At 35.8% G+C, this 26,587-nt stretch carries 21 protein-coding genes; 16 read left to right on the top strand and 5 right to left on the bottom strand.

Annotated elements, in window-relative coordinates; translation table 11 throughout:
• Nucleotides 1-3: 3 nt before the first annotated feature.
• The 6 genes from NAT50_RS02505 (at nucleotide 4) to NAT50_RS02480 (ending at nucleotide 8,055) form a co-directional block, all read left to right on the top strand.
• Nucleotides 4-2,781: a VPS10 domain-containing protein gene (locus NAT50_RS02505; RefSeq protein ID WP_250591145.1), complete on the top strand. Its 2,778-nt coding sequence runs from the start codon at nucleotides 4-6 to the stop codon at nucleotides 2,779-2,781.
• A gap of 274 nt (nucleotides 2,782-3,055) precedes the next feature.
• Complete coding sequence (locus NAT50_RS02500; protein ID WP_250591143.1) at nucleotides 3,056-3,868, top strand: succinate dehydrogenase cytochrome b subunit; 813 nt, start codon at nucleotides 3,056-3,058, stop codon at nucleotides 3,866-3,868.
• 18 nt (nucleotides 3,869-3,886) lie between these two features.
• On the top strand, nucleotides 3,887-5,896 hold the full coding sequence (locus tag NAT50_RS02495) for a fumarate reductase/succinate dehydrogenase flavoprotein subunit (protein ID WP_250591141.1): 2,010 nt from the start codon (nucleotides 3,887-3,889) through the stop codon (nucleotides 5,894-5,896).
• Between the two features lie 24 nt (nucleotides 5,897-5,920).
• On the top strand, nucleotides 5,921-6,685 hold the full coding sequence (locus tag NAT50_RS02490; protein WP_250591139.1) for a succinate dehydrogenase/fumarate reductase iron-sulfur subunit: 765 nt from the start codon (nucleotides 5,921-5,923) through the stop codon (nucleotides 6,683-6,685).
• A 64-nt stretch (nucleotides 6,686-6,749) separates the two neighbouring features.
• Complete coding sequence (locus tag NAT50_RS02485; protein ID WP_250591137.1) at nucleotides 6,750-7,262, top strand: thioredoxin family protein; 513 nt, start codon at nucleotides 6,750-6,752, stop codon at nucleotides 7,260-7,262.
• A gap of 25 nt (nucleotides 7,263-7,287) precedes the next feature.
• Nucleotides 7,288-8,055, top strand: coding sequence for a nitrilase family protein (locus tag NAT50_RS02480; protein ID WP_250591135.1), 768 nt, complete (start codon nucleotides 7,288-7,290; stop codon nucleotides 8,053-8,055).
• A 16-nt stretch (nucleotides 8,056-8,071) separates the two neighbouring features.
• On the opposite strand, the gene NAT50_RS02475 is transcribed toward NAT50_RS02480, so the two are convergent.
• Nucleotides 8,072-9,670 (bottom strand): Ig-like domain-containing protein, encoded by a 1,599-nt coding sequence (locus NAT50_RS02475; protein ID WP_250591133.1) that lies wholly within the window; start codon nucleotides 9,668-9,670, stop codon nucleotides 8,072-8,074.
• Nucleotides 9,671-9,741: 71 nt separating this feature from the next.
• Nucleotides 9,742-10,233: a ComF family protein gene (locus tag NAT50_RS02470; protein ID WP_317236667.1), complete on the bottom strand. Its 492-nt coding sequence runs from the start codon at nucleotides 10,231-10,233 to the stop codon at nucleotides 9,742-9,744.
• Between the two features lie 262 nt (nucleotides 10,234-10,495).
• Between NAT50_RS02470 and NAT50_RS02465 the strand changes: the two genes are divergently transcribed.
• Nucleotides 10,496-11,326 (top strand): hypothetical protein, encoded by an 831-nt coding sequence (locus NAT50_RS02465; RefSeq protein ID WP_250591129.1) that lies wholly within the window; start codon nucleotides 10,496-10,498, stop codon nucleotides 11,324-11,326.
• A 102-nt stretch (nucleotides 11,327-11,428) separates the two neighbouring features.
• Entirely contained in the window at nucleotides 11,429-12,973 is a 1,545-nt protein-coding gene (locus NAT50_RS02460; RefSeq protein ID WP_250591127.1) for a glycine--tRNA ligase, read from the top strand.
• A gap of 119 nt (nucleotides 12,974-13,092) precedes the next feature.
• Here the strand turns inward: NAT50_RS02460 and NAT50_RS02455 are convergent, their stop codons facing one another.
• On the bottom strand, nucleotides 13,093-13,683 hold the full coding sequence (locus NAT50_RS02455; RefSeq protein ID WP_250591125.1) for a riboflavin synthase: 591 nt from the start codon (nucleotides 13,681-13,683) through the stop codon (nucleotides 13,093-13,095).
• A gap of 57 nt (nucleotides 13,684-13,740) precedes the next feature.
• Between NAT50_RS02455 and pdxA the strand changes: the two genes are divergently transcribed.
• The 6 genes from pdxA (at nucleotide 13,741) to accC (ending at nucleotide 18,722) form a co-directional block, all read left to right on the top strand.
• Nucleotides 13,741-14,790: a 4-hydroxythreonine-4-phosphate dehydrogenase PdxA gene (gene pdxA, locus NAT50_RS02450; protein ID WP_250591123.1), complete on the top strand. Its 1,050-nt coding sequence runs from the start codon at nucleotides 13,741-13,743 to the stop codon at nucleotides 14,788-14,790.
• 84 nt (nucleotides 14,791-14,874) lie between these two features.
• Nucleotides 14,875-15,408: a YceD family protein gene (locus tag NAT50_RS02445; RefSeq protein WP_250591121.1), complete on the top strand. Its 534-nt coding sequence runs from the start codon at nucleotides 14,875-14,877 to the stop codon at nucleotides 15,406-15,408.
• A gap of 9 nt (nucleotides 15,409-15,417) precedes the next feature.
• Complete coding sequence (rpmF, locus tag NAT50_RS02440) at nucleotides 15,418-15,612, top strand: 50S ribosomal protein L32 (protein WP_073308476.1); 195 nt, start codon at nucleotides 15,418-15,420, stop codon at nucleotides 15,610-15,612.
• A gap of 165 nt (nucleotides 15,613-15,777) precedes the next feature.
• On the top strand, nucleotides 15,778-16,776 hold the full coding sequence (locus NAT50_RS02435) for a beta-ketoacyl-ACP synthase III (protein WP_250591119.1): 999 nt from the start codon (nucleotides 15,778-15,780) through the stop codon (nucleotides 16,774-16,776).
• 19 nt (nucleotides 16,777-16,795) lie between these two features.
• Nucleotides 16,796-17,284: an acetyl-CoA carboxylase biotin carboxyl carrier protein gene (gene accB / locus NAT50_RS02430; protein ID WP_250591117.1), complete on the top strand. Its 489-nt coding sequence runs from the start codon at nucleotides 16,796-16,798 to the stop codon at nucleotides 17,282-17,284.
• Nucleotides 17,285-17,372: 88 nt separating this feature from the next.
• A complete protein-coding gene (gene accC, locus NAT50_RS02425; protein ID WP_250591115.1) occupies nucleotides 17,373-18,722 on the top strand; it encodes an acetyl-CoA carboxylase biotin carboxylase subunit in 1,350 nt (449 codons plus the stop codon).
• 78 nt (nucleotides 18,723-18,800) lie between these two features.
• Here accC and NAT50_RS02420 read toward each other — a convergent pair whose 3' ends face one another.
• Both NAT50_RS02420 and tyrS read right to left on the bottom strand, forming a co-directional pair.
• Nucleotides 18,801-20,702, bottom strand: coding sequence for a S9 family peptidase (locus tag NAT50_RS02420; RefSeq protein WP_250591113.1), 1,902 nt, complete (start codon nucleotides 20,700-20,702; stop codon nucleotides 18,801-18,803).
• A gap of 117 nt (nucleotides 20,703-20,819) precedes the next feature.
• Nucleotides 20,820-22,121 carry a tyrosine--tRNA ligase gene (gene tyrS / locus NAT50_RS02415; RefSeq protein ID WP_250591111.1) on the bottom strand — a complete coding sequence of 434 codons (1,302 nt, stop codon included), beginning with the start codon at nucleotides 22,119-22,121 and terminating at the stop codon, nucleotides 20,820-20,822.
• Between the two features lie 422 nt (nucleotides 22,122-22,543).
• Here tyrS and NAT50_RS02410 point away from each other — a divergent pair, with 422 nt between their 5' ends.
• Both NAT50_RS02410 and odhB read left to right on the top strand, forming a co-directional pair.
• A complete protein-coding gene (locus NAT50_RS02410) occupies nucleotides 22,544-25,312 on the top strand; it encodes a 2-oxoglutarate dehydrogenase E1 component (protein WP_250591109.1) in 2,769 nt (922 codons plus the stop codon).
• 53 nt (nucleotides 25,313-25,365) lie between these two features.
• Nucleotides 25,366-26,586 (top strand): 2-oxoglutarate dehydrogenase complex dihydrolipoyllysine-residue succinyltransferase, encoded by a 1,221-nt coding sequence (odhB, locus tag NAT50_RS02405; protein WP_250591107.1) that lies wholly within the window; start codon nucleotides 25,366-25,368, stop codon nucleotides 26,584-26,586.
• The last annotated feature ends 1 nt before the right edge of the window (nucleotide 26,587 follow it).

Below are 26,587 nucleotides of genomic sequence, written 5' to 3'. Positions count from 1 at the left end.
AAGATGAAGAAAATTACGTTATTGTTTTTATTGATTTTGCAATCTTCAATTGCTCAAAATTCTTTATTCAATCAAGTGGAAGCTAAAACTATCGGACCAACGATTATGAGTGGTCGCGTGGTAGATTTAGCCGTAAATCCGAAAAATCCAACGGAGTTTTATGTAGCGTATGCTACGGGTGGACTTTGGTATACTAATAACAACGGTACTTCTTTTTCGCCAGTAATGGATGCTGCCGAAACCGTTAATTGTGGTTCGGTTACGGTAGATTGGAATTTAGGTACGATTTGGGTTGGAACGGGTGAAGTGAATGCTTCGCGTTCATCGTATGCTGGAGTTGGTGTTTTGAAATCTTCAGATAAAGGCAAGACTTGGGAAAATTTAGGATTGAATGATTCGCATCATATTAGCCGAATTTGGGTTAATCCCAATAATTTGAATGAAATTGTGGTGGCCGCTGTCGGACATTTGTATACCACTAATAAAGAGCGCGGAATTTATAAATCAACCGATGGTGGGAAATCTTGGAGACAAACGTTATTTGTAGCGGAAGATACAGGAATTATTGATTTAGCCGTTTCTAAAAACAATCCTAAAATTATGTTTGCGGCGTCTTGGCAAAAAGATCGAAAAGCGTGGCATTTTGATGGTGATGGAGAAAAATCGGGTATTTATAAAAGTGAAGATGGCGGAAATACTTGGAAATTAGTTACCACAAAAGAAAGTGGATTTCCCGCTAACGAAGGTGTTGGAAGAATTGGTTTAGCGATGTTCGGCGAAAATGTAATTTATGCGGTTTTAGATAATCAGAACAAACGACCAAAAACAGTTTCAAAAAACAAATTGACTACGATGTTGTCAACTCCAGGGGCTGATTTTATGGAAATTTCGAATAAAGAATTGAATCGTGCTTTGAAAGAAAGTGGTTTTAGAGATAAATATCGCGCGGAAAACATTAAAAATTGGGTGGCCGATAATAATATGGAACCAAAAGAAGTTTTGGCTGTTTTGTCTGATGCGAATAAGGCTTTATTTGAAACAGAAGTAATTGGTTGCGAAGTTTACAAATCGGAAGATGGCGGAAGATCCTGGAAGAAAACCAATCAGAATTATATCGACGATATGTTTTACACCTATGGTTATTATTTTGCAAATATTTCGGTAGATGAGAAAAATCAAAATAGAGTTTATATCGGTGGTGTTCCTTTACTGTTTTCGGAAGATGGGGGAAAAACTTTCACTCTAATTTCAAAAGAAAATGTGCATGCGGATCATCACGTAACTTGGATTAATCCAGAAAATCCAAATCACATTATTAATGGAAATGATGGTGGTGTGAATATTTCTTATGATAATGGCGAACATTGGATTAAATGCAACAATGAAGCGGTAAGTCAGTTTTATGCGGTAAATGTCGATTATCAGGAAAAATATAATGTCTATGGCGGAATGCAAGACAACGGAGTTTGGTTTGGCCCCAATAATTACACACATTCTGTAGCTTGGCATCAAGAAGGAAAATATCCGTATCAAGAATTAATGGGTGGCGATGGTATGCAAACGCAAATCGATCGTCGTAATCCTAGTGTGGTTTTTACGGGAAATCAGTTTGGGAATTATTACAAAATCAATCAAAAAGAGAACAAGGTTGACTACATCACACCCAAAGCGCCAAAAGGCGAAAAACCGTATCGTTTCAATTGGCAAACGCCGATTTTACTGTCGTTGCACAACCAAGATATTTTGTACATGGGTTCGGAGTTTTTACACCGTTCAATGAATCAAGGCGAAACTTGGGAAAAAATTTCAGGGGATTTAACCAATGGAGCCAAAGAAGGAAATGTAGCTTTTGGAACATTGACGACTATTTCAGAAAGTAAATTCCAATTTGGATTGCTTTATACGGGTTCCGATGATGGGAAAATTCACGTTTCTAAAGATGGTGGCGCTTCGTGGCAATTGATTTCGGTTAATTTGCCTCAAAATTTATGGGTTTCAAGAGTGGTAGCTTCGGCTCACAAAAAGGAACGCGTTTATGTTACTTTAAACGGCTACAGAAGCGATAACTTTGAAAGTTATGTCTTTGTTTCAGAAGATTTTGGTGCGACTTGGGCTTCAATTTCGAATGGAATAACGCAATCGGTTAACGTAATTGTAGAAGATTCGATCAACGAGAATATCTTATATGTGGGAACGGATAATAGTTTATTCATTTCATTAGACAAAGGCACAACTTGGCAAGATTTTTCTAATGGAATACCAAAAGTGGCGGTTCATGATGCGGTAATTCAATCCAAAGCAAAAGAGTTAATTGTAGGAACTCACGGTCGTTCAATTTATAAGATCGATATTTCTAAAGTTCAGGAATTAACGAAAGAAGTTTTGGCTAAAAACCTGCATTTATTTAAAGTAAACGATAGAACGAAATCTGAACGTTGGGGGGTGCAAAATTATGCTTGGGGAAAACCCAATGAGCCTTTACAAAACATTTGGTTTTATGCTAATCTAAACGGAGTTGTAAATATTTCTGTGACCAATGAAGCCGGAATGGTTGTGTTTACTCGTGAAGTCGAAGCTAAAAAAGGTTTGAATGCGTTTGTTTTTGATTATTCAATGACCAAAGAGGTGGCTGGAAATTGGAATAAAAAAGATAAAAATGTCAAAATCAAAGAAGCGGAAAACAAGAAGTTTTATCTGCCTGTCGGGAAGTACAAACTAACGATTTTTAAAGATAAAATGTCAGAAAGTCAATATTTAGAAATTTTGACGCCTAAAAAATAGCGTTCAGCAATGATTTACATTAGCCCATAGGTCGTTGGTGTTGTTTCATTTCATTTGATTGATGTACCTATTTTTAAAATTAAGTTTGGATTATTAAATTTTTTATAAAAGTTTGCAGCTAAAACTCTTTTTTTGTTCTTGTAAAATATTGATATTCAACGATAGTTAAATTCATTTTAAATTCATTATAAATAAGAAAGTCTGGGTTGTACTTCCGGGCAAATTCCCTTACTTTTGTTTTAATTTTTATACAACCAATTATCTAACAAATATTATGGCAAAATCTGCACTTTTAAAGTCATCACTAGCAAAAAAATACTGGATGGCTCTTACGGGTTTATTTTTATGCTTGTTTTTGGCTGGTCATTTAGCTGGTAACTTACAGTTAATTTTTGGAGATGCATTACAGTTCAATAAGTATGCATTGTTCATGACTACCAATCCAGCGGTAAAATTACTTTCTTATTTAACTTACATTTCGATCATTTTTCACGCGATCGATGGAATTATGCTTGCAATTCAAAACAAAAAAGCGCGTCCTGTAGCTTATGCAATGAATAACCCAAGCGGAAACAGTAGTTTCGCATCCAGAAACATGGCGGTATTAGGAACGGTTATCTTAGTGTTTATTGCTACACACATGGTGAACTTTTGGGCAAAAATGCATTTTTCCCAAATGCCGTTGCAAAAAACGACAATTGAATTTCAAGGAATGAAAAATGATTTTTATATCACGACCGATGGTGGTTATGTGCCAGTAAATGATCCGGCATACGTGATTAAGAATAAAACAGAAATTTACGATGCCAATGTGAATTTAAAAATCAAGGATGCTTATAAAGATTTGCATAAAATTACTTTCGATTTCTTTAGAGATGCAAAATGGGGATTACCTTTTACTATTTTTTATGTGCTATCTATGATTGTGTTGGCGTTTCATTTGTTACACGGTTTTCAAAGTGCATTCCAATCTTTAGGAATCAATAATAAGTTTACTCCTGCGATTAAATTGTTCGGAAAATTGTTTGCGATTATTGTTCCGTTATTGTTTGCAATTATTCCACTTTACATTCACTTTACTAAATAATCAACATCAGAATATATTATGAAGTTAGATTCTAAAATACCAGAAGGTCACATTTCAGAGAAATGGACTAACCATAAAAACCATCTAAAATTAGTTGCACCGAATAACCGTCCGAAAATTGATGTTATTGTTGTAGGTACGGGATTGGCTGGAGCTTCTGCTGCAGCATCTTTGGGTGAAATGGGATATAACGTAAAAGCATTTTGTTTTCAAGATTCTCCTCGTCGCGCACACTCTATTGCGGCACAAGGAGGTGTAAATGCTGCTAAAAATTATCAAAACGACGGAGACTCGGTATATCGTTTGTTTTACGATACCATCAAAGGTGGTGATTACCGTGCACGTGAAGCTAACGTACATCGTTTAGCAGAAGTTTCCGGAAATATTATTGACCAATGTGTGGCACAAGGGGTTCCTTTTGCTCGTGAATACGGAGGTTTATTAGATAACCGCTCGTTTGGTGGTACACAGGTACAACGTACGTTTTATGCTGCAGGACAAACAGGTCAACAATTGTTATTAGGAGCTTATTCTGCTTTATCTAGACAAATCGGTTTAGGTCGTGTAAAAATGTATAACCGTCACGAAATGCTAGATTTAGTAAAAGTGGATGGCAAAGCACGAGGGATTATTGCTCGTAACTTAATCACCGGTGAAATTGAAAGACATTCCGCTCATGCTGTGATCATTGCTTCTGGAGGTTACGGAAACGTGTACTTCTTGTCTACTAATGCCATGGGAAGTAACGTAACGGCAGCTTGGAAAATACACAAACAAGGCGCCTTATTTGCTAACCCATGTTTCGTACAAATTCACCCAACTTGTATTCCGGTACACGGAACGAATCAGTCAAAATTAACCTTGATGTCTGAATCGTTACGTAATTCAGGACGTATTTGGGTTCCAAAGAAAAAAGAAGATGCCGAAGCAATTAGAGCCGGTAAATTAAAACCAACTCAAATTGCAGAAGAAGATAGAGATTATTTCTTAGAAAGAAGATATCCGGCTTTCGGTAACTTAGTACCGCGTGACGTAGCTTCAAGAGCTGCAAAAGAGCGTTGTGATGCAGGTTACGGAATCGAAGCTAACGATACCAATGAAGGGGTTTATTTAGATTTCTCTACCGAAATTCAAAATAAAGGTAAACAAGCCGCATACGCTAAAGGGAATCACAATCCAACACCAGAAGAAATTACCACTTTAGGTAAAGCTTGGTTAGAAGAGAAATACGGTAACTTGTTTACGATGTACCAAAAAATTACCGACGAGAATCCATATGAAACTCCGATGAAAATTTACCCTGCCGTTCACTACACTATGGGTGGTGTTTGGGTTGATTATAACTTGCAATCAACTATTCCGGGATGTTTCGTAGCAGGTGAGGCTAACTTCTCTGACCATGGTGCTAACCGTTTAGGAGCTTCGGCTTTAATGCAAGGTTTGGCTGATGGATATTTCGTATTACCTTACACAGTTTCGAATTACTTGGCTGATGAAATCCGTACAGGGAAAATTTCTACAGATTCTCCTGAATTTGCTGAAGCAGAGAAGCGAGTAATGGATCAAATTAATTTCTTCCTTAACAATAAAGGAACTAAATCGGTTGATTATTTCCATAAAAAATTAGGTTTAATTATGTGGAATAAAGTAGGAATGGGTAGAAATGCTCAAGGACTTACTGAAGCTATTACCGAAATTGCACAGTTAAAAGAAGATTTTTACAAAGACGTTTATGTACCGGGAAACAACGATGAAATGAATCCGGAATTAGAAAAAGCCCTTCGTGTAGCTGACTTTTTGGAATTAGGTCAGTTAATGGCAATGGATGCTTTACAACGTAATGAATCTTGCGGTGGTCACTTCCGTGAAGAATACCAAGATGCTGAAGGAGAAACTTTGCGTGATGACGAAAATTTTGCTTTCGTTGGGGCTTGGGAATACCAAGGAGAAGACATCAACAAAGAAATAATGCATAAAGAAGAGTTGAAATACGAGTTTATCAAAATTGCTGCACGTAACTATAAATAGTCAACGGCTTAAAATGTAAAGATTATGGCTTCAAAAAAGAATATCAATATAAACCTTAAAGTTTGGCGTCAAAAAAACGCTAAAGCTGCGGGTAGTATGGAATCATACAAATTAGATAACGTTTCTACAGATAGTTCATTCTTAGAAATGATGGACCAATTAAATGAACAATTGGTTGCAGAAAAGAAAGAACCGATCGCTTTTGACCACGATTGTCGTGAAGGGATTTGTGGTATGTGTTCTATGTATATTAATGGTCGTGCACACGGTCCAGATACAGGAATTACAACTTGTCAGTTACACATGCGTATGTTCAATGATGGTGATACAATCTTTGTTGAGCCATGGAGAAGTAAAGCATTCCCAGTAATCAAAGATTTAGTGGTAGATAGAAGTGCTTTTGACAGAATTCAACAGGCAGGTGGTTTCGTATCTGTAAATACTTCGGGCAACACTATCGACGCTAACACGATTCCAGTTCCTAAAGCTGATGCAGACAAAGCTTTCGAGGCTGCTGCATGTATTGGTTGTGGAGCTTGTGTGGCAACTTGTAAAAATGGTTCTGCAATGTTATTCGTAGGAGCAAAAGTTTCTCAATATGCTTTATTACCACAAGGTAAAGTAGAGGCTACAGAACGTGTACTAAATATGGTTCGTCAAATGGATGAAGAAGGATTTGGTAATTGTACGAATACTGGAGCTTGTGAAATTGAATGTCCAAAAGGTATTTCATTAGAAAATATCGCTCGAATGAACAGAGAATATCTGAAAGCGAGTTTGATAAAATAAGTCAAAAAGCGTCTTCGGACGCTTTTTTTATGACTTTTTTAAAGTAAACAATTTAAATCGAATCATGAAAAAGATATACTTATTTTGCCTATTAGTTTCTACTTTGGCATTTTCACAAACAGAAGAAGAAAAGGCTGAAAAGAAAAAGAAAATTGAATTAGAAAAAGCCAGTTTGCCAAAACCATATCAGGAACTAGAAGACGCAGATGCCAAAGTGAAAGAATTACGTATTCAAGCCGCGGCCGAAAATAAAAACATTATTCTTCAAGTTGGTGGGAATTGGTGCGTCTGGTGCCTTCGATTGAATGATTTTATTCAAAAATCTGATGATTTAAAAAATATAATCGATAAGAATTATCTTTATTATCATTTAAATTGGTCCCCTAAGAACAAAAACGAATTGTTTTTTAGCAACTATGGTAATCCTGGAGAAAAGCAAGGTTATCCTGTTTTTTTGATCTTAGATCCCATAGGGAAATTAATTCATGTACAAGAAACAGGCTCTTTAGAAGAAGGGAAAAGTTATAGTTTTGACAAAATTAAGGCCTTTTTGGAAGCTTGGAAGCCAAAGCAATAATTACACGTTTTTTATAAATTAATTCATGAAAATAGCTATCATACAATCCGATTTAGTCTGGGAAAATCCAGAAGCCAATAGAATTTATTTTGAAGAAAAAATCAATGCTATTTCAGAAGCGGTAGATTTAATTGTTTTGCCCGAGATGTTTTCTACTGGTTTTACCATGAATCCTTCTGCTGTGGCTGAAGAAATGAATGGTGTGACGGTTTCTTGGATGATTGCTTTAGCGAGAAAGAAAAATACCGCTATTACGGGAAGTCTAGTGATAGAGGAGGAAGGTAATTTTTACAATCGAATGCTTTTTGTGTATCCTGACGGTACTTTTCAAAAGTACGACAAACGTCATTTATTTACTTTGGCTAAAGAAGAAGCCGTTTTTACTCCTGGAAGAGAAAAAGTTATAGTGGAATATAAAGATTGGAAAATTTGTCTTCAAATTTGTTACGATTTGCGTTTTCCGGTTTTCGTTCGTAATGTAGAAAATTATGATTTGCTTCTCTATGTGGCAAGCTGGCCTAAACCAAGAATCAATGCTTGGGACATATTACTAAAGGCACGTTCTGTAGAAAATCTTTGTTATACTATAGGCGTTAATCGCATTGGAATCGATGGCAATGGTATGCCTTATGTAGGACACTCTCAGGTTATAGATTATTTAGGGAATGCGTTGATTGCTCCATTTGAAACCGAAGCAGTTCAACTAGTAACCTTAGACAAAGCAGAAATGTTGACGACTAGACAAAAATTGAATTTCCTAAATGATAAGGACATTTTCGAGATTACGAATTAATATTTTCGTAATCTCGCTATTTTCCTAGATCAATTTCCTGATTCACATCCCAGTTAGCTCTTAAGTCTATTTCGTTCGGGAAATGGTACACTTCTTCGGGCTGACGATTCTCAAGGTAATTTCCAGTATCGCGTTGTTGATTTTTGTTTTCATCATAAATAACGCGCAGTGAGTATTTTTGAGGTTCTAACAACAAAAATTCCACCAGAGTAGTTTCTGTATATTTAGAAACTATTGTTTCTCCTTTTTCGTTTGTAAGTTCTACAATGACTGGTAACGATTTGGCATTTTTCAAATTCAATTTCAAATTACCATAATCTTCCAATGATTTTGTATTAACCTGAAAAGTCAAAGTGTCGTTTTTCTGACCCAAATAATCTTCTGTAGCTTCAGGAAGTAAGGTTAAAGTGTATTTTTCGTTTGGTTCTTTATCAAATAAAAATTCCCAATCTTGATGAAATACATCGTAATGTTTTTTGAATTGAACCGTCGAGGAATCTTTTTTTGTCAAACGTATCTTACTCTCATCAAATTTAGTCAAAGGAGTTTCCGAATGCAGAATGAATTTGTCGTTAAATCCTACGATTCCTTTAGTTTTAGCGGTTATTTTTAAAGAATCTTGTTTCAACTCTCTTGTTTTAAGTGCAAATATTTTATCGATACCTTTATTGGATACGGTCAGTTTTAAAGAATCATTTTTTAAAGGCTGAAACCAAAGTTGGAGAGAATCTTTATTCGTTAATTTAGTGGATATTACCTGAACCTTTTCTTGGTTTCTAGTTGCGGTAATTATAACATCTTTTGGGTTCCCCTCATAACCTAACAGAAGTCGGTTACCAGAAGCTTGAGACGGTCGGTGTGCTTTAAACGCAGGTACCTCTTTGAATAATTCCAATTCAAAAATAGAAGGATCCGGAACGGTAATGGTCTGATTATAAAAAGCTATTTTATCTTTCGTAGGATCAAATTTATAGTTCGCAGCTTTTTCTTTTAAAGCGATCAATTTGTATTTTCCTGCTTTAACATTATCGAGTTTAAACGTCGTGGTGCTGTCTAGCGTATTGGTGATATATCGTGGCGTTTGTTTGTAAATGATAGAATCGGTAAACGTGTCATCTACTTCATAAAGCATCACGTTCACATATTTGTCGGTTACTTTTTCGTAAGAATCTTTAACGAATCCTTCAACGGTAAGAGAATCTAGTTCTTTTCCTGTTGAAAAAACATATTTGAACTGTTTTATCGGGTTTCCTTCGTTATTGTCAGTGATACTTGGGCCAAAATTAAAACTGTATGTTGTGTTAGGTTGTAAAGTATCGTTGATTTTTATAATCATTTGTTTGCTGGCGCTTCCTTGCGGTAATACCGTTAAGGGAGTTTTCATAAGTGGGGAAACTACCAGATTTTTTTGTAAATCTTTAATCTTTATATATTCATCAAAATTAATCTTGATGGTATTAGTATTAAAATCTTTAGAAAAATTTTCAGGGTAACTCGAGACAATTTTTGGAGGGGTAACATCTTTGTCGCCGCCAGTTATAGATCCTCTTTTGGCACAACTCACCGCTAAGGAAAGGGTTATAATGATACAGAATAGAAATTTAATTTTTCTCATGGATATCGATTTACAGCACAAAATAACCACTTTATTTAGTGTAAACGAAATATTTTTAGTTAGTTTAACGATTATGATTCCGAAAATCCCATTGTTAGGATGCTCAGTTTGGCTCCGGGAATTTTTAAAATGGCTTTTCCGCACGCTTCCAAGGTGGCTCCGGTTGTTAGCACGTCATCAATCAGTAAAAAGTGTTTATGGTGGTGTTCTTCGTTATGATTCACGTCAAAGCTATTGGTATTAAGACTCGATCTTTCTTCCAGATTTTTTTTGGATTGTGTGATCGAATAGTGATTTCTGTAAAGAATATCGGTTGTTACAGGAATATTCAATGTATCACCAATAGCATGGCAGAAAGTACTAATTTGGTTATAGCCTCTTTGTTTAAGTCGTTTTGGATGTAAAGGTACAGGTATGATATAATGCACTTCTTCGAATACTTTCTGCTGTTTCAAATCTTCAGCATACCATTGGCCTAAAACCGTACCAATTTCTTGTCTTTTTTTATATTTCAAATGATGAATGAGTTCTTGAGTGATTCCTTTTTTGTGAAAATAAAACATCGAAAATGCATTTTCAAGGGGTATTTTACCGTAAAATTTCTGAAAAGCTTCGTTTTCTTTAGTAGATAGATGATTTGTAAGAGGAATCTCATGTCTACAGCTCGTACATAGTTGATTTTCAGATTTTAGTATCAAATTTAGACATCCGGGACATGTTTTAGGGTAAAATATGTTTATCAAATATTCAAGCATTTCATCGATTTTTTTTTAAGTTGTTGAGTGAATAAGATAAATTTAATAAATATATTCATCTTTTTTGAAAATGATAGAGAAAGTACCAAAATCTATATACCTTCTAACATCGATTGTATTCATGTCGATTTCCATAATTTTAGGATTTAAAAATTATGAAGCTAATGTCAAAAATGAAAATTTAGTAAAAAACTACAAATTAGAAGTAGTCACCCATAATAACGAGTTAAGAGAAATTTTAAATCGTTACGATGCTGAATTGCTGAAGAATAAACAATTGCTTTTGTACAGTGGTATTTTAGCCAAACATGGTGTTTTAGATAGTGTGAAATACAAACAAGTATTGGAAAATAAGATAGCTGAAAAAGAAGTGTTGCAACTAGATTCTGGGACTTTGGAGAATAAGATTCAGGAGAATAAACAGTTAAACAATCATATAAAAAGATTGTTGGAAGCCAATAGGGAACTTCAGAAAAAAAATAGCCAAAATGAAACAGTAGTGGCAGTATCAAAAAATCTTGAAGCCAAAAACGTGCGGGCCAATGGAATTAAAATAGTGTCTAATAATGTCATTAAAACTAGAAGGTTTAACAAAACAGAACAGATTAGAGTTTGTTTTACGCTTTTAGAAAACAATACAGCGGTAAAAGGAAAAAAAGATATTTATATCCAAGTCATAAATCCTTCGAAAAAAGTAGTGGCTCAAGAAGATAATATTTCGACGCGTAAAGCACCTTTGTCGAGTTACAGCGCAAAAACAAATGTATATTACGAGAACAAAGAAGTAGATGTTTGTCTTTTTGTGGAACCAAAAAAGGAGGATCTCATAAAAGGGGATTATGAAATCAATATTTATTCGGGTGTCAATTTAATTGGAAATTCAGTCTTAACATTGAGATAATTTGTCTTAATTTTGTGAAAAAGGAAAAGCAATTTTTCAACGTAATATAAACTGTAATATTAAACGGAATTTAAGTCCGTTTTTTTTTATTTTTGCAATACTATGGCAAAACAAGAAGATTTATTTAAAAATGTAGTTTCGCACGCAAAAGAGTATGGATTTATTTTTCCGTCTAGCGAAATTTATGATGGTTTGAGCGCTGTATATGATTATGCGCAAAACGGTGTAGAATTAAAGAAAAATATTAGAGATTATTGGTGGAAATCCATGGTGCAGATGCATGAAAACATCGTGGGTATTGATGCTGCAATTTTTATGCATCCTACTACTTGGAAAGCTTCTGGTCACGTAGACGCCTTCAATGATCCGTTGATTGATAATAAAGATTCTAAAAAAAGATACCGCGCAGATGTTTTAATTGAGGATTATGCCGAAAAATTAAACCAAAAAGCACAAAAAGAAATCGAAAAAGCAAGAGGCCGTTTTGGTGAAGCTTTTGATGAAGCACAATTTGTAGCGACTAATGAAAGAGTAAAAGGGTATTTAGATCAAAAGAATGCTATTTTACAAAGAATGGCTAAAGGTTTAGATTCTGGTGATTTGGCCGACGTGAAAGCTTTAATCGAAGAACTAGAAATTGCTGATCCAGAAACTGGTTCTAAAAATTGGACTGAAGTACGTCAGTTTAACTTAATGTTCGGGACTAAGTTGGGCGCTTCAGCGGATACAGCAATGGATTTGTATCTTAGACCTGAAACGGCTCAAGGTATTTTCGTAAACTTCTTGAATGTGCAAAAAACAGGTCGTATGAAAATCCCTTTTGGTATTGCACAAACCGGAAAAGCATTCCGTAATGAAATTGTGGCGCGCCAGTTTATTTTCCGTATGCGTGAATTCGAACAAATGGAGATGCAGTTTTTCGTAAAGCCAGGAGAGGAAATGAAATGGTACGAATACTGGAAAGAAACACGTCTGAAATGGCATTTGTCACTTGGTTTAGGAAAAGAAAATTATCGTTTCCATGACCATGAAAAATTAGCGCATTATGCTAATGCAGCGGCAGATATCGAGTTTAATTTCCCATTTGGATTTAAAGAGTTGGAAGGAATTCACTCGCGTACTGATTTCGATTTAAAAGCACATGAGCAATTTTCAGGAAAAAAACTTCAATATTTCGATACAGAAGAGAACAGAAACTATGTTCCATACGTAGTGGAAACTTCGGTTGGTTTAGATCGTATGTTTTTGGCAGTTTTCTCTAAAGCTTTACAAGAAGAAACTTTAGAGGATGGTTCAAGCAGAACGGTATTGCGTTTGCCTTCGGTGTTAGCCCCAACAAAAGCTGCGGTTTTACCATTAGTGAAAAAAGATGGTTTGCCGGAGTTAGCAAGGGAAATTATCGAAGATTTGAAATGGGATTTCAATGTGGCATATGATGAGAAAGATGCCGTAGGTCGTCGTTACCGTCGTCAAGATGCCTTAGGAACTCCGTTCTGTATTACTGTGGATCATCAAACTTTAGAAGATAAAACAGTTACGATTCGTCATCGTGATTCTATGCAACAAGACCGTGTGGCAATTTCTGAGTTAAGAGGAATTATCTCTAATGAAGTTTCTATGCGAAACTGGTTGATGAAGATGAAATAAAAAATTAGACTACCACTGATCAAATAAAAAAAACCAAATTCATTTCGAATTTGGTTTTTTTTGCTTATTATTTCGAGTAAAAATCGAAGTTTTGTAACTATTTAAATAAAATGGTTGTTTTAGGCTTGTAATTCATGTAATCTTTTTACATACTTCCCAATCACATCAAATTCTAAATTAACCTTTGTTCCTATTTTGAAACTATTAAAATTGGTATGCTCGTAAGTATAGGGGATAATCGCTACACTAAATTCATTAATTTTCGAATTCACGACCGTTAAACTCGTACCATTTACCGTAATCGAACCTTTTTCAATAGTAATATTGTTTAGAGATTTGTCGTATTCAAAAGTAAAATACCAACTTCCATCGGCTTCTTCAATATTTTTACAAATAGCAGTCTGATCCACGTGCCCTTGAACTATATGCCCATCTAGACGATCGCCTAGTTTCATGGCGCGCTCTAAATTTACTTTTTCTCCCACTTTCCATTCTCCTAGGTTGGTTTTTTCAAGAGTTTCTTTAATGGCTGTAACAGTATATGTGTCATTTTCTATAGCAACAACAGTTAAACACACGCCATTGTGTGCCACACTTTGATCTATTTTTAATTCGTGGGTGATGTTAGATTGTATCGAAATTTGAAGATTTTCGCCTTCTTTTTCCAGCCCTTTGATGGTTCCGAGAGTTTCTATGATTCCTGTAAACATTACTGATTTTATTTTAGTAAATTTGCATTCAAAATTAGCAATAAATACATTGAACTGATGACAAAAAGACCAGAAAATATAATTGTAGGAATTTCAATTGGTGATTTGAACGGTATCGGTAGCGAAGTTATTCTGAAATCTTTAGAAGATACGCGTATGCTAGAATTGTGCACGCCGGTTATTTTTGCTAATGTAAAAATCCTTTCTTTCTTAAAAAAACAACTCAATCTGAATGTGAATCTTCACGGAATAGATAAAGTAGATCAAATTCTTCCCGGAAAGATTAATGTTTTAAATGTGTGGCGAGAAGGGGTTAATTTAGAATTTGGAAAGGTAGATGAGAATGTAGGAAGTTATGCTGTGAAATCTTTTGTGGAAGCAACCAAGGCTTTAAAAGAAGGAACAATCGATGTGTTGGTGACAGCGCCAATTAATAAGTCAAATATTCAATCGGAAGAATTTTCTTTTCCGGGGCATACTGACTATTTGAATCAGGAATTAGAAGGTAATGCGTTAATGTTGATGATTCAAGATAATCTTCGTGTAGGATTGTTGACAGATCATGTGCCTATCAACGAAGTGGCGAAACATCTTACAGAAGATTTAATACGTAAAAAAATACAAACCATTAATCAGACCTTGGTTAGAGATTTTGGAATTAACAAACCAAAAATTGCAGTTTTAGGACTTAACCCACATTCTGGTGATAATGGTGTGATTGGTGATGAAGAAGAAAAAGTATTGAAACCTGCTTTGAAGAAAATTTTTGAAGAAGGAATTTTGGTTTTTGGCCCTTATTCTGCGGATGGATTTTTTGGAAGCAACCAATATGAAAAATACGATGCGGTTATAGCAACTTATCATGATCAAGGATTGATTCCTTTCAAGACCTTGTCTTTCGGAAAAGGAGTTAATTATACAGCAGGTCTCAATAAAATAAGAACTTCTCCGGATCACGGAACCGGTTTTGATATAGCCGGAAAAGGAATAGCAGACCATCAGTCTTTTTCAGAGGCGATCTATGCGGCAATTGATATTTTTAAGTCAAGAATGGCTTATGAAGAAATGGTTGCTAATCCATTAAAAATAAAAGAAAAACAGTTATAAACAAAAAAATGTTCATAACCCTTTTGATTTTATAAATAATTTATATCTTTGCACACCCTAAATAAGGGACAAATTGTTGTTAAGATGAAAGTTACAAATGAATATTTAATCTCCTATGTGGGATTAAAGCTGGGGAAACATCAGTTTGAATATCAAATTAATAAATCGTTCTTTGATCACTTTGAATACGACGAATTTGATTCGGCCGAAATAAAAGTGACACTGGTTTTGGAAAAACAAAGCAATATGCTTGAATTAAATTTTAAGCATACTGGAACCGTACATGTTCCTTGTGATATAACCAATGAACCTTTTGATTTACCTATTAAAGGAAAATTAAAGCTAGTGGTTCGTTTTGGTGAACACTATAACGACGATAATGAGGAGTTGCTCATTTTGCCTTATGGAGAACACCAAATTGATGTATCGCAATACATTTATGAAATGATTGTTTTGTCAATCCCTTTAAAACGTGTACATCCTGATGCGAAAAATAAAACTTTGTCAGAAGAAGTTTTAATCGAGCAAGAGGAAACACAAACCGAAGACGAAGAAATACAAGAAAAAGAAATTGACCCGCGTTGGGCAGCATTAAAGAAACTATTAACGGATAAATAATTTTGTAAAATGGCACATCCTAAGAGAAAAACCTCGAAAACTAGAAGAGACAAAAGAAGAACTCACTATAAAGCAACTGTTGCTCAAATCGCAACTTGCCCTGTAACTGGAGAAGCACATTTATACCACAGAGCTTACTGGCATGAAGGTAAAATGTACTATAGAGGTCAGGTAGTTATTGATAAATCAGTAGCTGTTGCTTAATACGTTTTAGTAAAAGAAAATCGAACTCTCACTCGAAATGTGGGAGTTTTTTTGTTGGATATAACCGAATTTATTTAGAAGTGCATTGTATCTTTGTATTAAAGAATTTTGTATCTTCAACCTGATTTTAAAAAGGCTCGTTTTAAGAGGAATTATTTGAAAAACATGAGTACAATAACTGCCGCAATAACCGCCGTAGGTGCCTATGTCCCGGATTTTGTCTTATCTAATCAAGTTCTTGAAACTATGATAGATACGACAGACGAGTGGATTACTACACGTACTGGAATAAAAGAAAGAAGAATTTTAAAAGAAAAAGGGAAAGGAACTTCCTTTTTAGCGATAAAAGCTGCGCAAAATCTTATCGAGAAAACAGGTTTAGACCCTAAAACAATCGATTTGGTTATTATGGCTACAGCAACTCCAGATATGCCAGTAGCATCGACAGGTGTTTTTGTTGCTACGCAAATTGGAGCAACGAATGCTTTTGCTTTCGATCTACAAGCTGCATGTTCTAGTTTCCTTTACGGGATGTCTACCGCTTCAGCTTATATTCAATCAGGTAAATATAAAAAAGTATTGTTGATTGGTGCCGATAAAATGTCGTCTATTATAGATTACACCGATAGAGCAACTTGTATTATCTTTGGAGATGGTGGTGGAGCCGTACTTTTTGAACCGAATTATGAAGGCTTGGGAGTACAAGATGAAATTTTACGAAGTGACGGAATCGGACGTGAGTATCTTAAAATTGATGCAGGTGGATCTATTTTACCGGCTTCCAAGGAAACGGTTGAAAATGGTTTACATACCGTGTTCCAAGACGGAAAAACAGTATTCAAATATGCAGTTTCCGGTATGGCAGACGTTAGTGAAAAAATCATGGAACGCAATGGTTTAACTGGAGAATCGGTAGATTGGTTATTGGCACATCAGGCAAATAAACGTATCATCGATGCAACGGCTCAACGTATGAATTTAGAGGATGATAAAGTCTTAATCAATATTCATCGTTATGGAAATACCACTTCAGCGACTTTACCGTTGCTGATGCATGATTTTGAAAAACAATTAAAAAAAGGAGATAATCTTATATTTGCAGCTTTCGGTGGTGGATTCACATGGGGATCTATTTACCTAAAGTGGGCATATGATACTAAATAATAAACCAAAACCCAATATCATGGATATTAGAGAAATTCAAAACCTAATCAAGTTTGTAGCAAAATCAGGTGCTACCGAAGTAAAATTAGAGATGGATGATTTCAAAATCACCATTAAAACTACTGCTGAAGGTGCAGCTGAGACTACTTACATTCACCAGGTGCCAATGCAGGCTGCAATGCCTCAGATGCCGGTAGCTCAAGCTCCTATGGCTGCAGCTCCTGTTGCTGCAACACCTGTAGCCGAAACAGCAGAGGATAACTCTAAATACGTAACAGTGAAATCACCAATGATTGGAACTTTTTACCGTAAACCATCTCCAGATAAACCTGTGTTTGTTGAAGTAGGTTCTACCATCGGTAAAGGTGATACTTTATGTGTGATCGAAGCGATGAAATTATTCAACGAAATCGAAAGTGAAGTTTCTGGTAAAATCGTTAAGGTTTTAGTTGATGATGCTTCTCCAGTAGAATTTGATCAACCGTTATTTTTAGTTGACCCATCATAAGTTATTTTAAATGCTAAATTTTGAATGATGTATTTTACTTCATTCAAGTAATTTAAAATTTATAATTCAACATTTAAAATTTCAGAAGATGTTTAAAAAAATATTAATTGCTAACAGGGGCGAAATTGCACTTCGTGTAATTAGAACTTGTAAAGAAATGGGGATCAAAACCGTAGCAGTATATTCTACGGCTGATGCCGATAGTTTGCATGTGAAATTTGCAGATGAAGCAGTATGTATCGGACCAGCACCAAGTAATTTATCTTACTTGAAAATGTCGAACATCATTGCTGCAGCAGAAATCACGAATGCAGACGCTATTCACCCAGGTTATGGATTCTTATCTGAAAATGCTAAGTTTTCTAAAATCTGTCAGGAGCACAACATAAAATTTATTGGAGCTTCTCCTGAAATGATTGATAAAATGGGTGACAAAGCTACGGCTAAAGCAACCATGAAAGCAGCGGGAGTTCCTTGCGTTCCTGGTTCTGAAGGGATTTTAGAATCTTTTGAAGAAGCTAAAAAAGTAGCCAAAGAAATAGGTTACCCTGTAATGATGAAAGCTACTGCTGGTGGTGGAGGAAAAGGAATGCGTGCCATCTGGAAAGAAGAAGAGCTTGAAAAAGCTTGGGAAAGTGCTCGTATGGAAGCAGCTGCAGCCTTCGGAAATGATGGGATGTACATGGAAAAATTAATCGAAGAACCTCGTCATATTGAAATTCAAGTGGTAGGGGATTCATTCGGTAAAGCATGTCACCTTTCAGAAAGAGATTGTTCTGTTCAAAGAAGACACCAAAAATTAACAGAAGAGACGCCATCTCCTTTTATGACTGACGAATTGCGTCATAAAATGGGTGAAGCAGCAGTTAAAGCTGCGGAGTACATTCAATACGAAGGAGCAGGTACTGTTGAGTTCTTGGTAGACAAACACCGTAATTTCTACTTTATGGAAATGAATACTCGTATCCAAGTAGAGCATCCAATTACAGAACAAGTTATCGATTATGATTTGATTCGTGAGCAAATATTGGTAGCAGCAGGTGTGCCAATTTCAGGTAAAAATTACTTACCTCAATTGCACTCTATCGAATGTCGTATCAATGCTGAGGATCCTTATAACGATTTCCGTCCTTCGCCAGGTAAAATTACCGTTTTACATGCGCCAGGAGGTCATGGAGTTCGTTTAGATACTCACGTATACGCAGGATATACTATTCCGCCAAATTACGATTCAATGATTGCTAAGTTAATTACAACAGCTCAAACACGTGAAGAAGCTATAAATAAGATGAAACGTGCTTTAGATGAGTTTGTAATTGAAGGAATTAAAACTACTATTCCGTTCCACAGACAATTAATGGATGAGCCGGATTATGTGGCAGGTAACTACACCACAAAATTCATGGAAACATTCAAAATGAAAGAACCGAATAACTAATAAAAGAAAAACCTCATGTATCATGAGGTTTTCTTATAATAAAAAATAACCCCGAAGTTTTGCGCTTCGGGGTTATTTTTATAGTGTTTCTTGTAACCATTTGAAAAATTCACGTTGCCAAATTAATGCATTTTGAGGTTTTAACACCCAGTGATTTTCTTCAGGGAAAAGTAAAAATCTACTTTTGATTCCTTTAAGTTGAGCAGCTTGGAAGGCTTCTTGTCCTTGTCCAATTGGCACACGGTAGTCTTTTTCTCCTTGAATGATAAGAATAGGAGTGTTCCAATTGTTGATGTAGTTAATAGGATTAAATTCGTTGTAGGTTTTTTGAGCAATTTGATTCTCTTTTTCCCAATACGCTCCACCTGCATCCCAATTGGTAAAGAAAACTTCTTCGGTAGTTCCGTACATGCTTTGTGTGTTAAAAATACCACAATGTGAAATAAAAGTCTTGAAACGGTTTTTGTGTATTCCTGCTAATTGGAAAACAGAATATCCTCCGTAGCTGGCACCAACAGCCCCTAGACGTGTTTTGTCTACATACGATTCTTTTGCGATCTCGTCAATGGCAGTTAAGTAGTCATCCATAACTTGTCCGCCCCAATCCCCTGAAATTTGTTCATTCCATTTTACACCGTGTCCTGGCATACCACGACGATTTGGCGCAACTACTACATAACCTTGTGCAGCTATAGTTTGGAAATTCCAACGGTAAGAATAAGATTGAGTTAGTGCGCTTTGTGGTCCACCTTGGCAATATAAAAGTGTCGGGTATTTTTTAGTAGCATCGAAATTAGGAGGAAGAATCACCCAAACTAGCATTTTTTTACCGTCGGTTGTTGTTACATAACGTTTTTCAGTTTTGCTTAAGGCTAATTTGTTGTAAATTTCTGTATTAACTTCTGTTAACTGTTTCCATGTTTTCTTAGCTAAATCGTAAGAATAAACCTCTGACGCATGGTTCATGTCATTTCTTGCTAAAATTACTTTAGAATCAGAAAAACCAACAATTTGGGTTACGTCGAAATCTCCTTTAGTAATCTGCTTAACAGTAATAGCAATTTTGGTTAAACCTGGAAAATTTACTTCGAAAAGTTGTTTGGTTCCGTCTACCGCAGCTATGAAATAAACTTTTTTATTATCATCGCTCCATTTGAAACTTTCCACTGTTCCATCCCAACCTGCAGTTAGATTGATATCTAAGCCTTTAAAACGAACAATGATATCATTTTTATCAGCTTCATAACCGTCACGTTTCATTTGTAACCAAGTTAAGTCACCTTTAGGAGAAAAAACGGGATTTGTATCGTAACCTAAATTGTTTTCAGTAAGGTTTTTAGTTTCTTTAGTGTCGATGTTGTATTGGTACAAATCGGTGTTGGTACTCGTAGCATAAGCAGTACCAGACTTCTTTTTAGAAACATAGATAATATTTTTGCTGTCAGGCGACCAGATATAATCTTCATCACCACCAAATGGTTTTTGCGGGGAATCGAATAGTTCTCCTTGCATAATATCTACAGGAGCTTCTGCATTAGCGACATTTCCGTAAAAAACATGATTGTAAGTTCCATCTCGCCAAGTATCCCAATGACGATAGTCTAATCCATCATAAACTTTAGCATCCGATTTTGTCAATTCTGGATAAATATCTTTACCAAAAACATTGCTGATTTTTACGGCTTGGTGCGAAATCAAATAACGACCATCCGGTGAAATATTTTTGTTTCTCAGTAAATCTTTGGTATCCTTTACTTCTGTTGGATTACCACCGTTGACAGGGATAATGTAAAATTTTGAATTGGACTTGTTTTCCTCCATAGAAGGAGTGGCCACTTTGTAAACAATATTTTTTCCGTCGTTAGAGATCCCTAGAGGTGTTACTCGACCAAGTTTCCAAAGTAATTCAGGAGTCATGACGTTTTGTGCATTTGCGCTTAGTCCCATCATTCCAAGAGTTAAAATAAGGAGTTTTTTCATTGTGTTGAATTTAAAAGTCTGGCTAAATTACTGAAATTTTATGTTAGTTAAGTTTAAACCAATAAAAACGAGGCTGTCTCAAAAATGAGATGACCTCGTTTTCTATTTTCAACTTTTTTATTGAATTTTTATTACAAAATAATTTTTCTTACCTCTTTGTAATAAGATAAATTGATTATTAATTAAATCTTTATTGGAAACCGAGTATTCTTCTGTTACTTTTTCTTTGTTTACAGCTATCGAATTTTCGGTTAATGCACGTCGAGCTTCACCGTTAGATTTTAAAAATCCGGTTTTGGTGTTCAAGATATCTACAATGTTAATACCGGTTTCAACTTCGCTACGTGAAATTTCCGCTTGAGGAACTCCTTCAAAAATTTCTAGGAAAGTTTCTGCGTCTAATCCTTTTAATTCTTCGGAAGTAGAATTTCCAAACAAAATATTAGAAGCTGAAATTGCTTTTTCTAGTGCTTCTTTGCTGTGAACAAACGTGGTTACTTCTTCTGCAAGTTTACGTTGTAAAACTCTTAAGTGAGGCGCTTGTTTGTGTTCCTCTATCAAAGCTTCGATAGTTTCTTTGTCTAAGAATGTGAAAATCTTGATGTATTTTTCGGCATCTTCGTCAGAAGTGTTAAGCCAAAACTGATAAAACTTGTAAACAGATGTTTTGTCTGCTGTTAACCAAACGTTTCCTCCTTCAGATTTTCCGAATTTAGATCCATCTGCTTTAGTGATTAAAGGACAAGTCATTGCAAAAGCTTTGTTGTTTCCTTCAGGATTCATTCGTCGGATTAATTCTGTTCCGGTGGTAATATTTCCCCACTGGTCACTACCACCCATTTGTAATAAACAGTTGTGAGTTTTGTGCAAGTGGTAAAAATCGTATCCTTGTATTAATTGGTACGTGAACTCGGTAAACGACATGCCGTCTCCTGCTTCTCCAGACAAACGTTTTTTTACGGAATCTTTAGCCATCATGTAGTTTACGGTAATACGTTTTCCTACGTTGCGGGCAAAATCGATGAACGTAAAATTCTTCATCCAGTCATAATTATTAACTAGGATAGGAGCGTTAGCTTCGTTTGAATTGAAATCCAGAAACTTAGAAAGTAGTTTTTTGATTCCTTCAACGTTTTTAGCCAAAGTTTCTTCGTCTAATAGGTTTCTTTCGTCACTTTTTCCTGTTGGGTCACCAATCATTCCGGTTGCTCCTCCTACTAAAGCAAAAGGTTTGTGTCCGAAGTTTTTTAAATGAACCAATAAAATAATGGGAACTAAACTCCCGATGTGAAGTGAGTCAGAAGTTGGATCGAAACCAATATATGTTGAGGTGCTTTCTTTTAAAAGTTGCTCTTCTGTTCCAGGCATCATGTCGTGAACTAAGCCACGCCATTGTAATTCAGTAATTAAATTCTTCATTTCTAAACAAATTTGCTGCAAAGATAGTAATTCGACCTCAATGGCAATGTTAAATTCAAAGGTCTGATTCTATAAAATAATAATCTTGGTGATTTTGTTTCTTGAGGGAGGTTGGGTTGATTCTTTTTTATGAAAGTTTATCTTGTTTAAGGTTGTAATGGTTTTATTCGGTAGTTTTTCTCGCATATTTCTTTGTGTATTTTTAGAGTTTTGAAAAAAGGTTAATTTTAAGTCTTATAAATTGCACAATTGGAAAATATTGGTCGAATAAAAAGTAATTCCATAATGTTTTGACCTATTTTTCACATTTTTTAAATATTTCAAAATTAAACAGATAAATGTGCTAAATTCTTTTAAATTGTCGGCGAAAAGTTTATACTTTTGCATAATATTTTTAACCAAAATCGTCCTCAGACAATATTATGGATAGGTTTTCCTTTTTAAACGCAGCACATACGGCTTTTTTTGCCGATTTATACGATCAGTATTTACAAAATCCAGACAGTGTAGAACCTAGTTGGAGAGCATTCTTTCAAGGGTTTGACTTTGCTAATGAGTTTGGTGCAGGCCCTGTAGAAGGTCTTGCTTTAGCAGCCGATGGTCAGGCTGATTGTTCTTTAGTAACCGATAAGCTTCAGAAAGAATTCAAAGTTTTAAAACTAATTGATGCTTACAGAACCAGAGGTCACTTGTTTACTAAAACAAATCCGGTTCGAGACAGAAGAAATTATTCTCCTACTTTAAACATCGAAAATTTTGGATTATCGGAAGCAGACCTGAATACAGTTTTTGATGCCGCTAAGGTGGTGAATCTAAATCCGTGTTCATTACGTGATATTATCAAACATTTGGATAATGTATATTGCCAACACATTGGTGTGGAATATATGTACCTTCGTGATCCTAAAACTATCGAATGGATTCAACGTCGTTTGGATATCAATGATAATTTACCAAATTTCAATACAGACCAAAAGAAACGCATTCTTAAGAAATTAAACGAAGCTGTTTCGTTTGAGAATTTCTTGCACACTAAATATGTGGGTCAAAAACGTTTCTCATTAGAAGGAATCGAATCAGCTATTCCGGCTTTAGATTTCTTAATTGAAGCTGCTGCCGATAAAGGAGTAGAGCAATTTGTGATGGGAATGGCGCACCGTGGCCGTTTGAATGTTTTGGCGAATGTTTTCGGAAAACCAACGCAAGATATCTTCTCGGAATTTGACGGAAAAGATTACGATGATGATGCTTTGTTCGACGGTGACGTGAAGTACCATTTGGGACTTACTGCGGACAGACAAACACAAAACGGAAAGAAAATCAATATTAATTTAGCACCCAATCCATCTCACCTAGAAACAGTAGGAGCGGTCATTGAGGGAATTACACGTGCGAAACAAGATAAATACTATTCAGAAGATCCCTCTAAAGTGTTACCAATTGCCGTTCATGGTGATGCTGCCGTAGCCGGTCAAGGTATCGTGTATGAAATTATTCAGATGGCTAAGTTGGATGGTTATAAAACTAATGGAACTATTCACGTAGTGTTTAATAACCAAGTTGGTTTTACGACTAATTATTTAGATGCACGTTCTTCAACGTATTGTACGGACATTGCAAAAGTAACTTTGTCTCCGGTATTGCATGTTAATGCCGATGATGCTGAAGCGGTAGTTCACGCAATGTTATTTGCTTTAGAGTACCGTATGGAATTCAAGCAAGACGTGTTTATCGATTTATTAGGTTACAGAAAATATGGTCACAACGAAGGTGATGAGCCTCGTTTTACTCAACCAAAATTATATAAAACCATTTCAAGACATAAAAACCCAAGAGATCTTTATGCTGAAAAATTACAGGCAGAAGGAGCTATAGATGGTAATTATGTGAAATCGTTAGAAGAAGAGTACAAAGCTGCTTTAGAAGAAAATTTGGAGAACTCGCGTAAGAAAGACTTAACCGTAATTTCTCCATTTATGCAGGATGAATGGAAAGGCTTTGTGCAAGTTGAAGCAGAGGGAATGCTTCAAAAATATGATACAAAAGTAAGCAAAGAAATTATTGATGCGGTTGCCAAAACAGTAACCGAATTACCATCTGATAAAAAATTCATTAGTAAAATTACCAAGCTAATAGGAGACCGTAAAACAATGGTCGAAACTGATAAGTTAGACTGGGCAATGGGAGAAATGTTAGCTTACGGATCTTTATTAACCGAAGGTTACGATGTTCGTATCTCTGGACAAGACGTAGAACGTGGTACTTTCTCACATCGTCATGCGGTGGTAAAAGTAGAAGATTCGGAAGAAGAAGTAATTTTATTGAACCATGTACCAAACAAAAAAGGAAACTTCTCGGTATACAATTCACACCTTTCTGAATATGGAGTTTTAGGATTCGAATATGGATATGCATTAGCCAATCCGAATGCTTTAACTATCTGGGAAGCACAGTTTGGAGATTTCGCTAACGGAGCGCAAATCATGATTGACCAATACATTTCGGCTGCCGAAGATAAATGGAACAATCAAAACGGTATTGTAATGTTATTGCCACACGGATACGAAAACCAAGGAGCAGAACATTCTTCGGCACGTATGGAGCGTTTCTTACAATTGTGTGCACATCATAATATGTACGTAGCCGATTGTACTACTCCAGCTAACTTCTTCCATTTATTGAGAAGACAAATGGTAACCAAGTTCCGTAAACCGTTAGTAGTAATGACTCCTAAGAGTTTATTACGACATCCAGAAGCTGTTTCACCGATAAGTGATTTCACCGATGGTCAATTCCAAGAAGTAATCGATGACGCAAATGTGAATCCAGCTGAGGTTAAAACATTGGTGTTCTGTACCGGTAAATTCTATTACGATTTAAAAGCTGAAAGAGAAGCCAACGGAAGAAAAGATGTGGCTCTAGTAAGAGTAGAACAATTGTTCCCACTTCCTGTAGAACAAATGAAAGCGATTATTACTAAATATCCTAACGTAGATGATTACGTTTGGGCGCAAGAAGAGCCTAAAAACATGGGGGCTTACGGTTATATGTTGATGAATTTCAATGAAGTAAAATTCAGAGTAGCATCACCAAAAGCATATAGTGCTCCAGCAGCAGGAAGTTATGTACGTTCTAAGAAACGTCATGCAGCAGCTATTGCAATGGTTTTTGATAAGACCTTATTTCAATAAAAATTGTATTTTTGATAAACTGATATATAACAACACTTTATAAAATTATAACGATGATTTTAGAAATGAAAGTCCCTTCACCAGGGGAATCAATCAAGGAAGTAGAGATTGCAACTTGGTTAGTAAAAGATGGAGATTATGTAGAAAAAGACCAAGCAATTGCAGAAGTTGATTCAGATAAAGCTACGCTGGAATTACCTGCTGAAATGAGTGGTATTATTACTCTAAAAGCAGAAGAAGGAGACACTGTGGCAGTAGGTGCAGTAGTGTGCTTAATCGATACAGATGCTGCAAAACCAGAAGGTTCAACAAGCGCTGCACCAGCTGTAGAAGCTCCAAAAGTGGAAGAGAAAAAAGTAGAGGCTCCAAAAGCAGCACCAGCTCCGCAAGCTACTTATGCGACAGGTTCAGCTTCTCCGGCTGCTAAAAAAATATTAGCGGAGAAAAATATAGATCCAGCAACTGTTGCTGGAACAGGAAAAGCAGGTAGAATTACTACCGAAGATGCAGTAAATGCAGTACCATCTATGGGAACTCCTACCGGAGGCACTCGTGGTTCGGAAAGAACAAAATTGTCGATGTTGCGTCGTAAAGTAGCAGAACGTTTAGTAGCGGCTAAAAACGAAACGGCGATGTTGACTACTTTTAACGAAGTTAACTTAACGAACGTTAATAAATTAAGAAACGAATACAAAGATGCTTTCAAAGACAAACATGGAGTTTCTTTAGGATTCATGTCATTCTTTACCAAAGCGGTTACAAGAGCATTACAATTGTATCCGGATGTAAACTCGATGATCGATGGAGATCACAAGATTTCATATGACTTCTGTGATATTTCTGTGGCAGTATCGGGTCCAAAAGGTTTAATGGTTCCAGTTGTTAGAAATGCGGAATTATTAACGTTCCGTGGAGTAGAAGCTGAAATCAAACGTTTGGCTTTACGTGCTCGTGATGGTCAAATCACAGTAGACGATATGACTGGTGGAACATTTACCATTTCTAACGGTGGTGTTTTCGGTAGTATGTTGTCTACCCCAATCATCAATCCTCCTCAATCTGGAATTTTAGGAATGCACAATATTATTGAGCGTCCAATTGCTGTAAACGGTCAGGTAGTTATTGCTCCAATGATGTATGTAGCATTATCTTATGATCACAGAATTATTGATGGTCGTGAGTCAGTGGGATTCCTAGTAGCCGTGAAAGAAGCATTAGAAAATCCAGTAGAATTATTAATGGATAACAATCCTAAAAAAGCGTTGGAATTATAAG

This window comes from Flavobacterium luminosum (assembly GCF_023635005.1).
Classification (GTDB): domain Bacteria; phylum Bacteroidota; class Bacteroidia; order Flavobacteriales; family Flavobacteriaceae; genus Flavobacterium; species Flavobacterium luminosum.
Note: the sequence above shows the minus strand (reverse complement) of the source record. Positions and strands in the feature narration are given on the sequence as shown.

Coding starts and splice junctions, on each gene's coding strand:
- accB (WP_250591117.1), top strand. CDS start 16,796: ATGGATATTAGAGAAATTCAAAACCTAATCAAGTTTGTAGCAAAATCA.
- NAT50_RS02465 (WP_250591129.1), top strand. CDS start 10,496: ATGATAGAGAAAGTACCAAAATCTATATACCTTCTAACATCGATTGTA.
- odhB (WP_250591107.1), top strand. CDS start 25,366: ATGATTTTAGAAATGAAAGTCCCTTCACCAGGGGAATCAATCAAGGAA.
- tyrS (WP_250591111.1), bottom strand. CDS start 22,121: ATGAAGAATTTAATTACTGAATTACAATGGCGTGGCTTAGTTCACGAC.
- pdxA (WP_250591123.1), top strand. CDS start 13,741: ATGACAAAAAGACCAGAAAATATAATTGTAGGAATTTCAATTGGTGAT.
- NAT50_RS02505 (WP_250591145.1), top strand. CDS start 4: ATGAAGAAAATTACGTTATTGTTTTTATTGATTTTGCAATCTTCAATT.
- NAT50_RS02495 (WP_250591141.1), top strand. CDS start 3,887: ATGAAGTTAGATTCTAAAATACCAGAAGGTCACATTTCAGAGAAATGG.
- rpmF (WP_073308476.1), top strand. CDS start 15,418: ATGGCACATCCTAAGAGAAAAACCTCGAAAACTAGAAGAGACAAAAGA.
- NAT50_RS02485 (WP_250591137.1), top strand. CDS start 6,750: ATGAAAAAGATATACTTATTTTGCCTATTAGTTTCTACTTTGGCATTT.
- NAT50_RS02420 (WP_250591113.1), bottom strand. CDS start 20,702: ATGAAAAAACTCCTTATTTTAACTCTTGGAATGATGGGACTAAGCGCA.
- accC (WP_250591115.1), top strand. CDS start 17,373: ATGTTTAAAAAAATATTAATTGCTAACAGGGGCGAAATTGCACTTCGT.
- NAT50_RS02410 (WP_250591109.1), top strand. CDS start 22,544: ATGGATAGGTTTTCCTTTTTAAACGCAGCACATACGGCTTTTTTTGCC.
- NAT50_RS02445 (WP_250591121.1), top strand. CDS start 14,875: ATGAAAGTTACAAATGAATATTTAATCTCCTATGTGGGATTAAAGCTG.
- NAT50_RS02435 (WP_250591119.1), top strand. CDS start 15,778: ATGAGTACAATAACTGCCGCAATAACCGCCGTAGGTGCCTATGTCCCG.
- NAT50_RS02500 (WP_250591143.1), top strand. CDS start 3,056: ATGGCAAAATCTGCACTTTTAAAGTCATCACTAGCAAAAAAATACTGG.
- NAT50_RS02475 (WP_250591133.1), bottom strand. CDS start 9,670: ATGAGAAAAATTAAATTTCTATTCTGTATCATTATAACCCTTTCCTTA.
- NAT50_RS02455 (WP_250591125.1), bottom strand. CDS start 13,683: ATGTTTACAGGAATCATAGAAACTCTCGGAACCATCAAAGGGCTGGAA.
- NAT50_RS02460 (WP_250591127.1), top strand. CDS start 11,429: ATGGCAAAACAAGAAGATTTATTTAAAAATGTAGTTTCGCACGCAAAA.
- NAT50_RS02470 (WP_317236667.1), bottom strand. CDS start 10,233: ATGTTTTATTTTCACAAAAAAGGAATCACTCAAGAACTCATTCATCAT.
- NAT50_RS02490 (WP_250591139.1), top strand. CDS start 5,921: ATGGCTTCAAAAAAGAATATCAATATAAACCTTAAAGTTTGGCGTCAA.
- NAT50_RS02480 (WP_250591135.1), top strand. CDS start 7,288: ATGAAAATAGCTATCATACAATCCGATTTAGTCTGGGAAAATCCAGAA.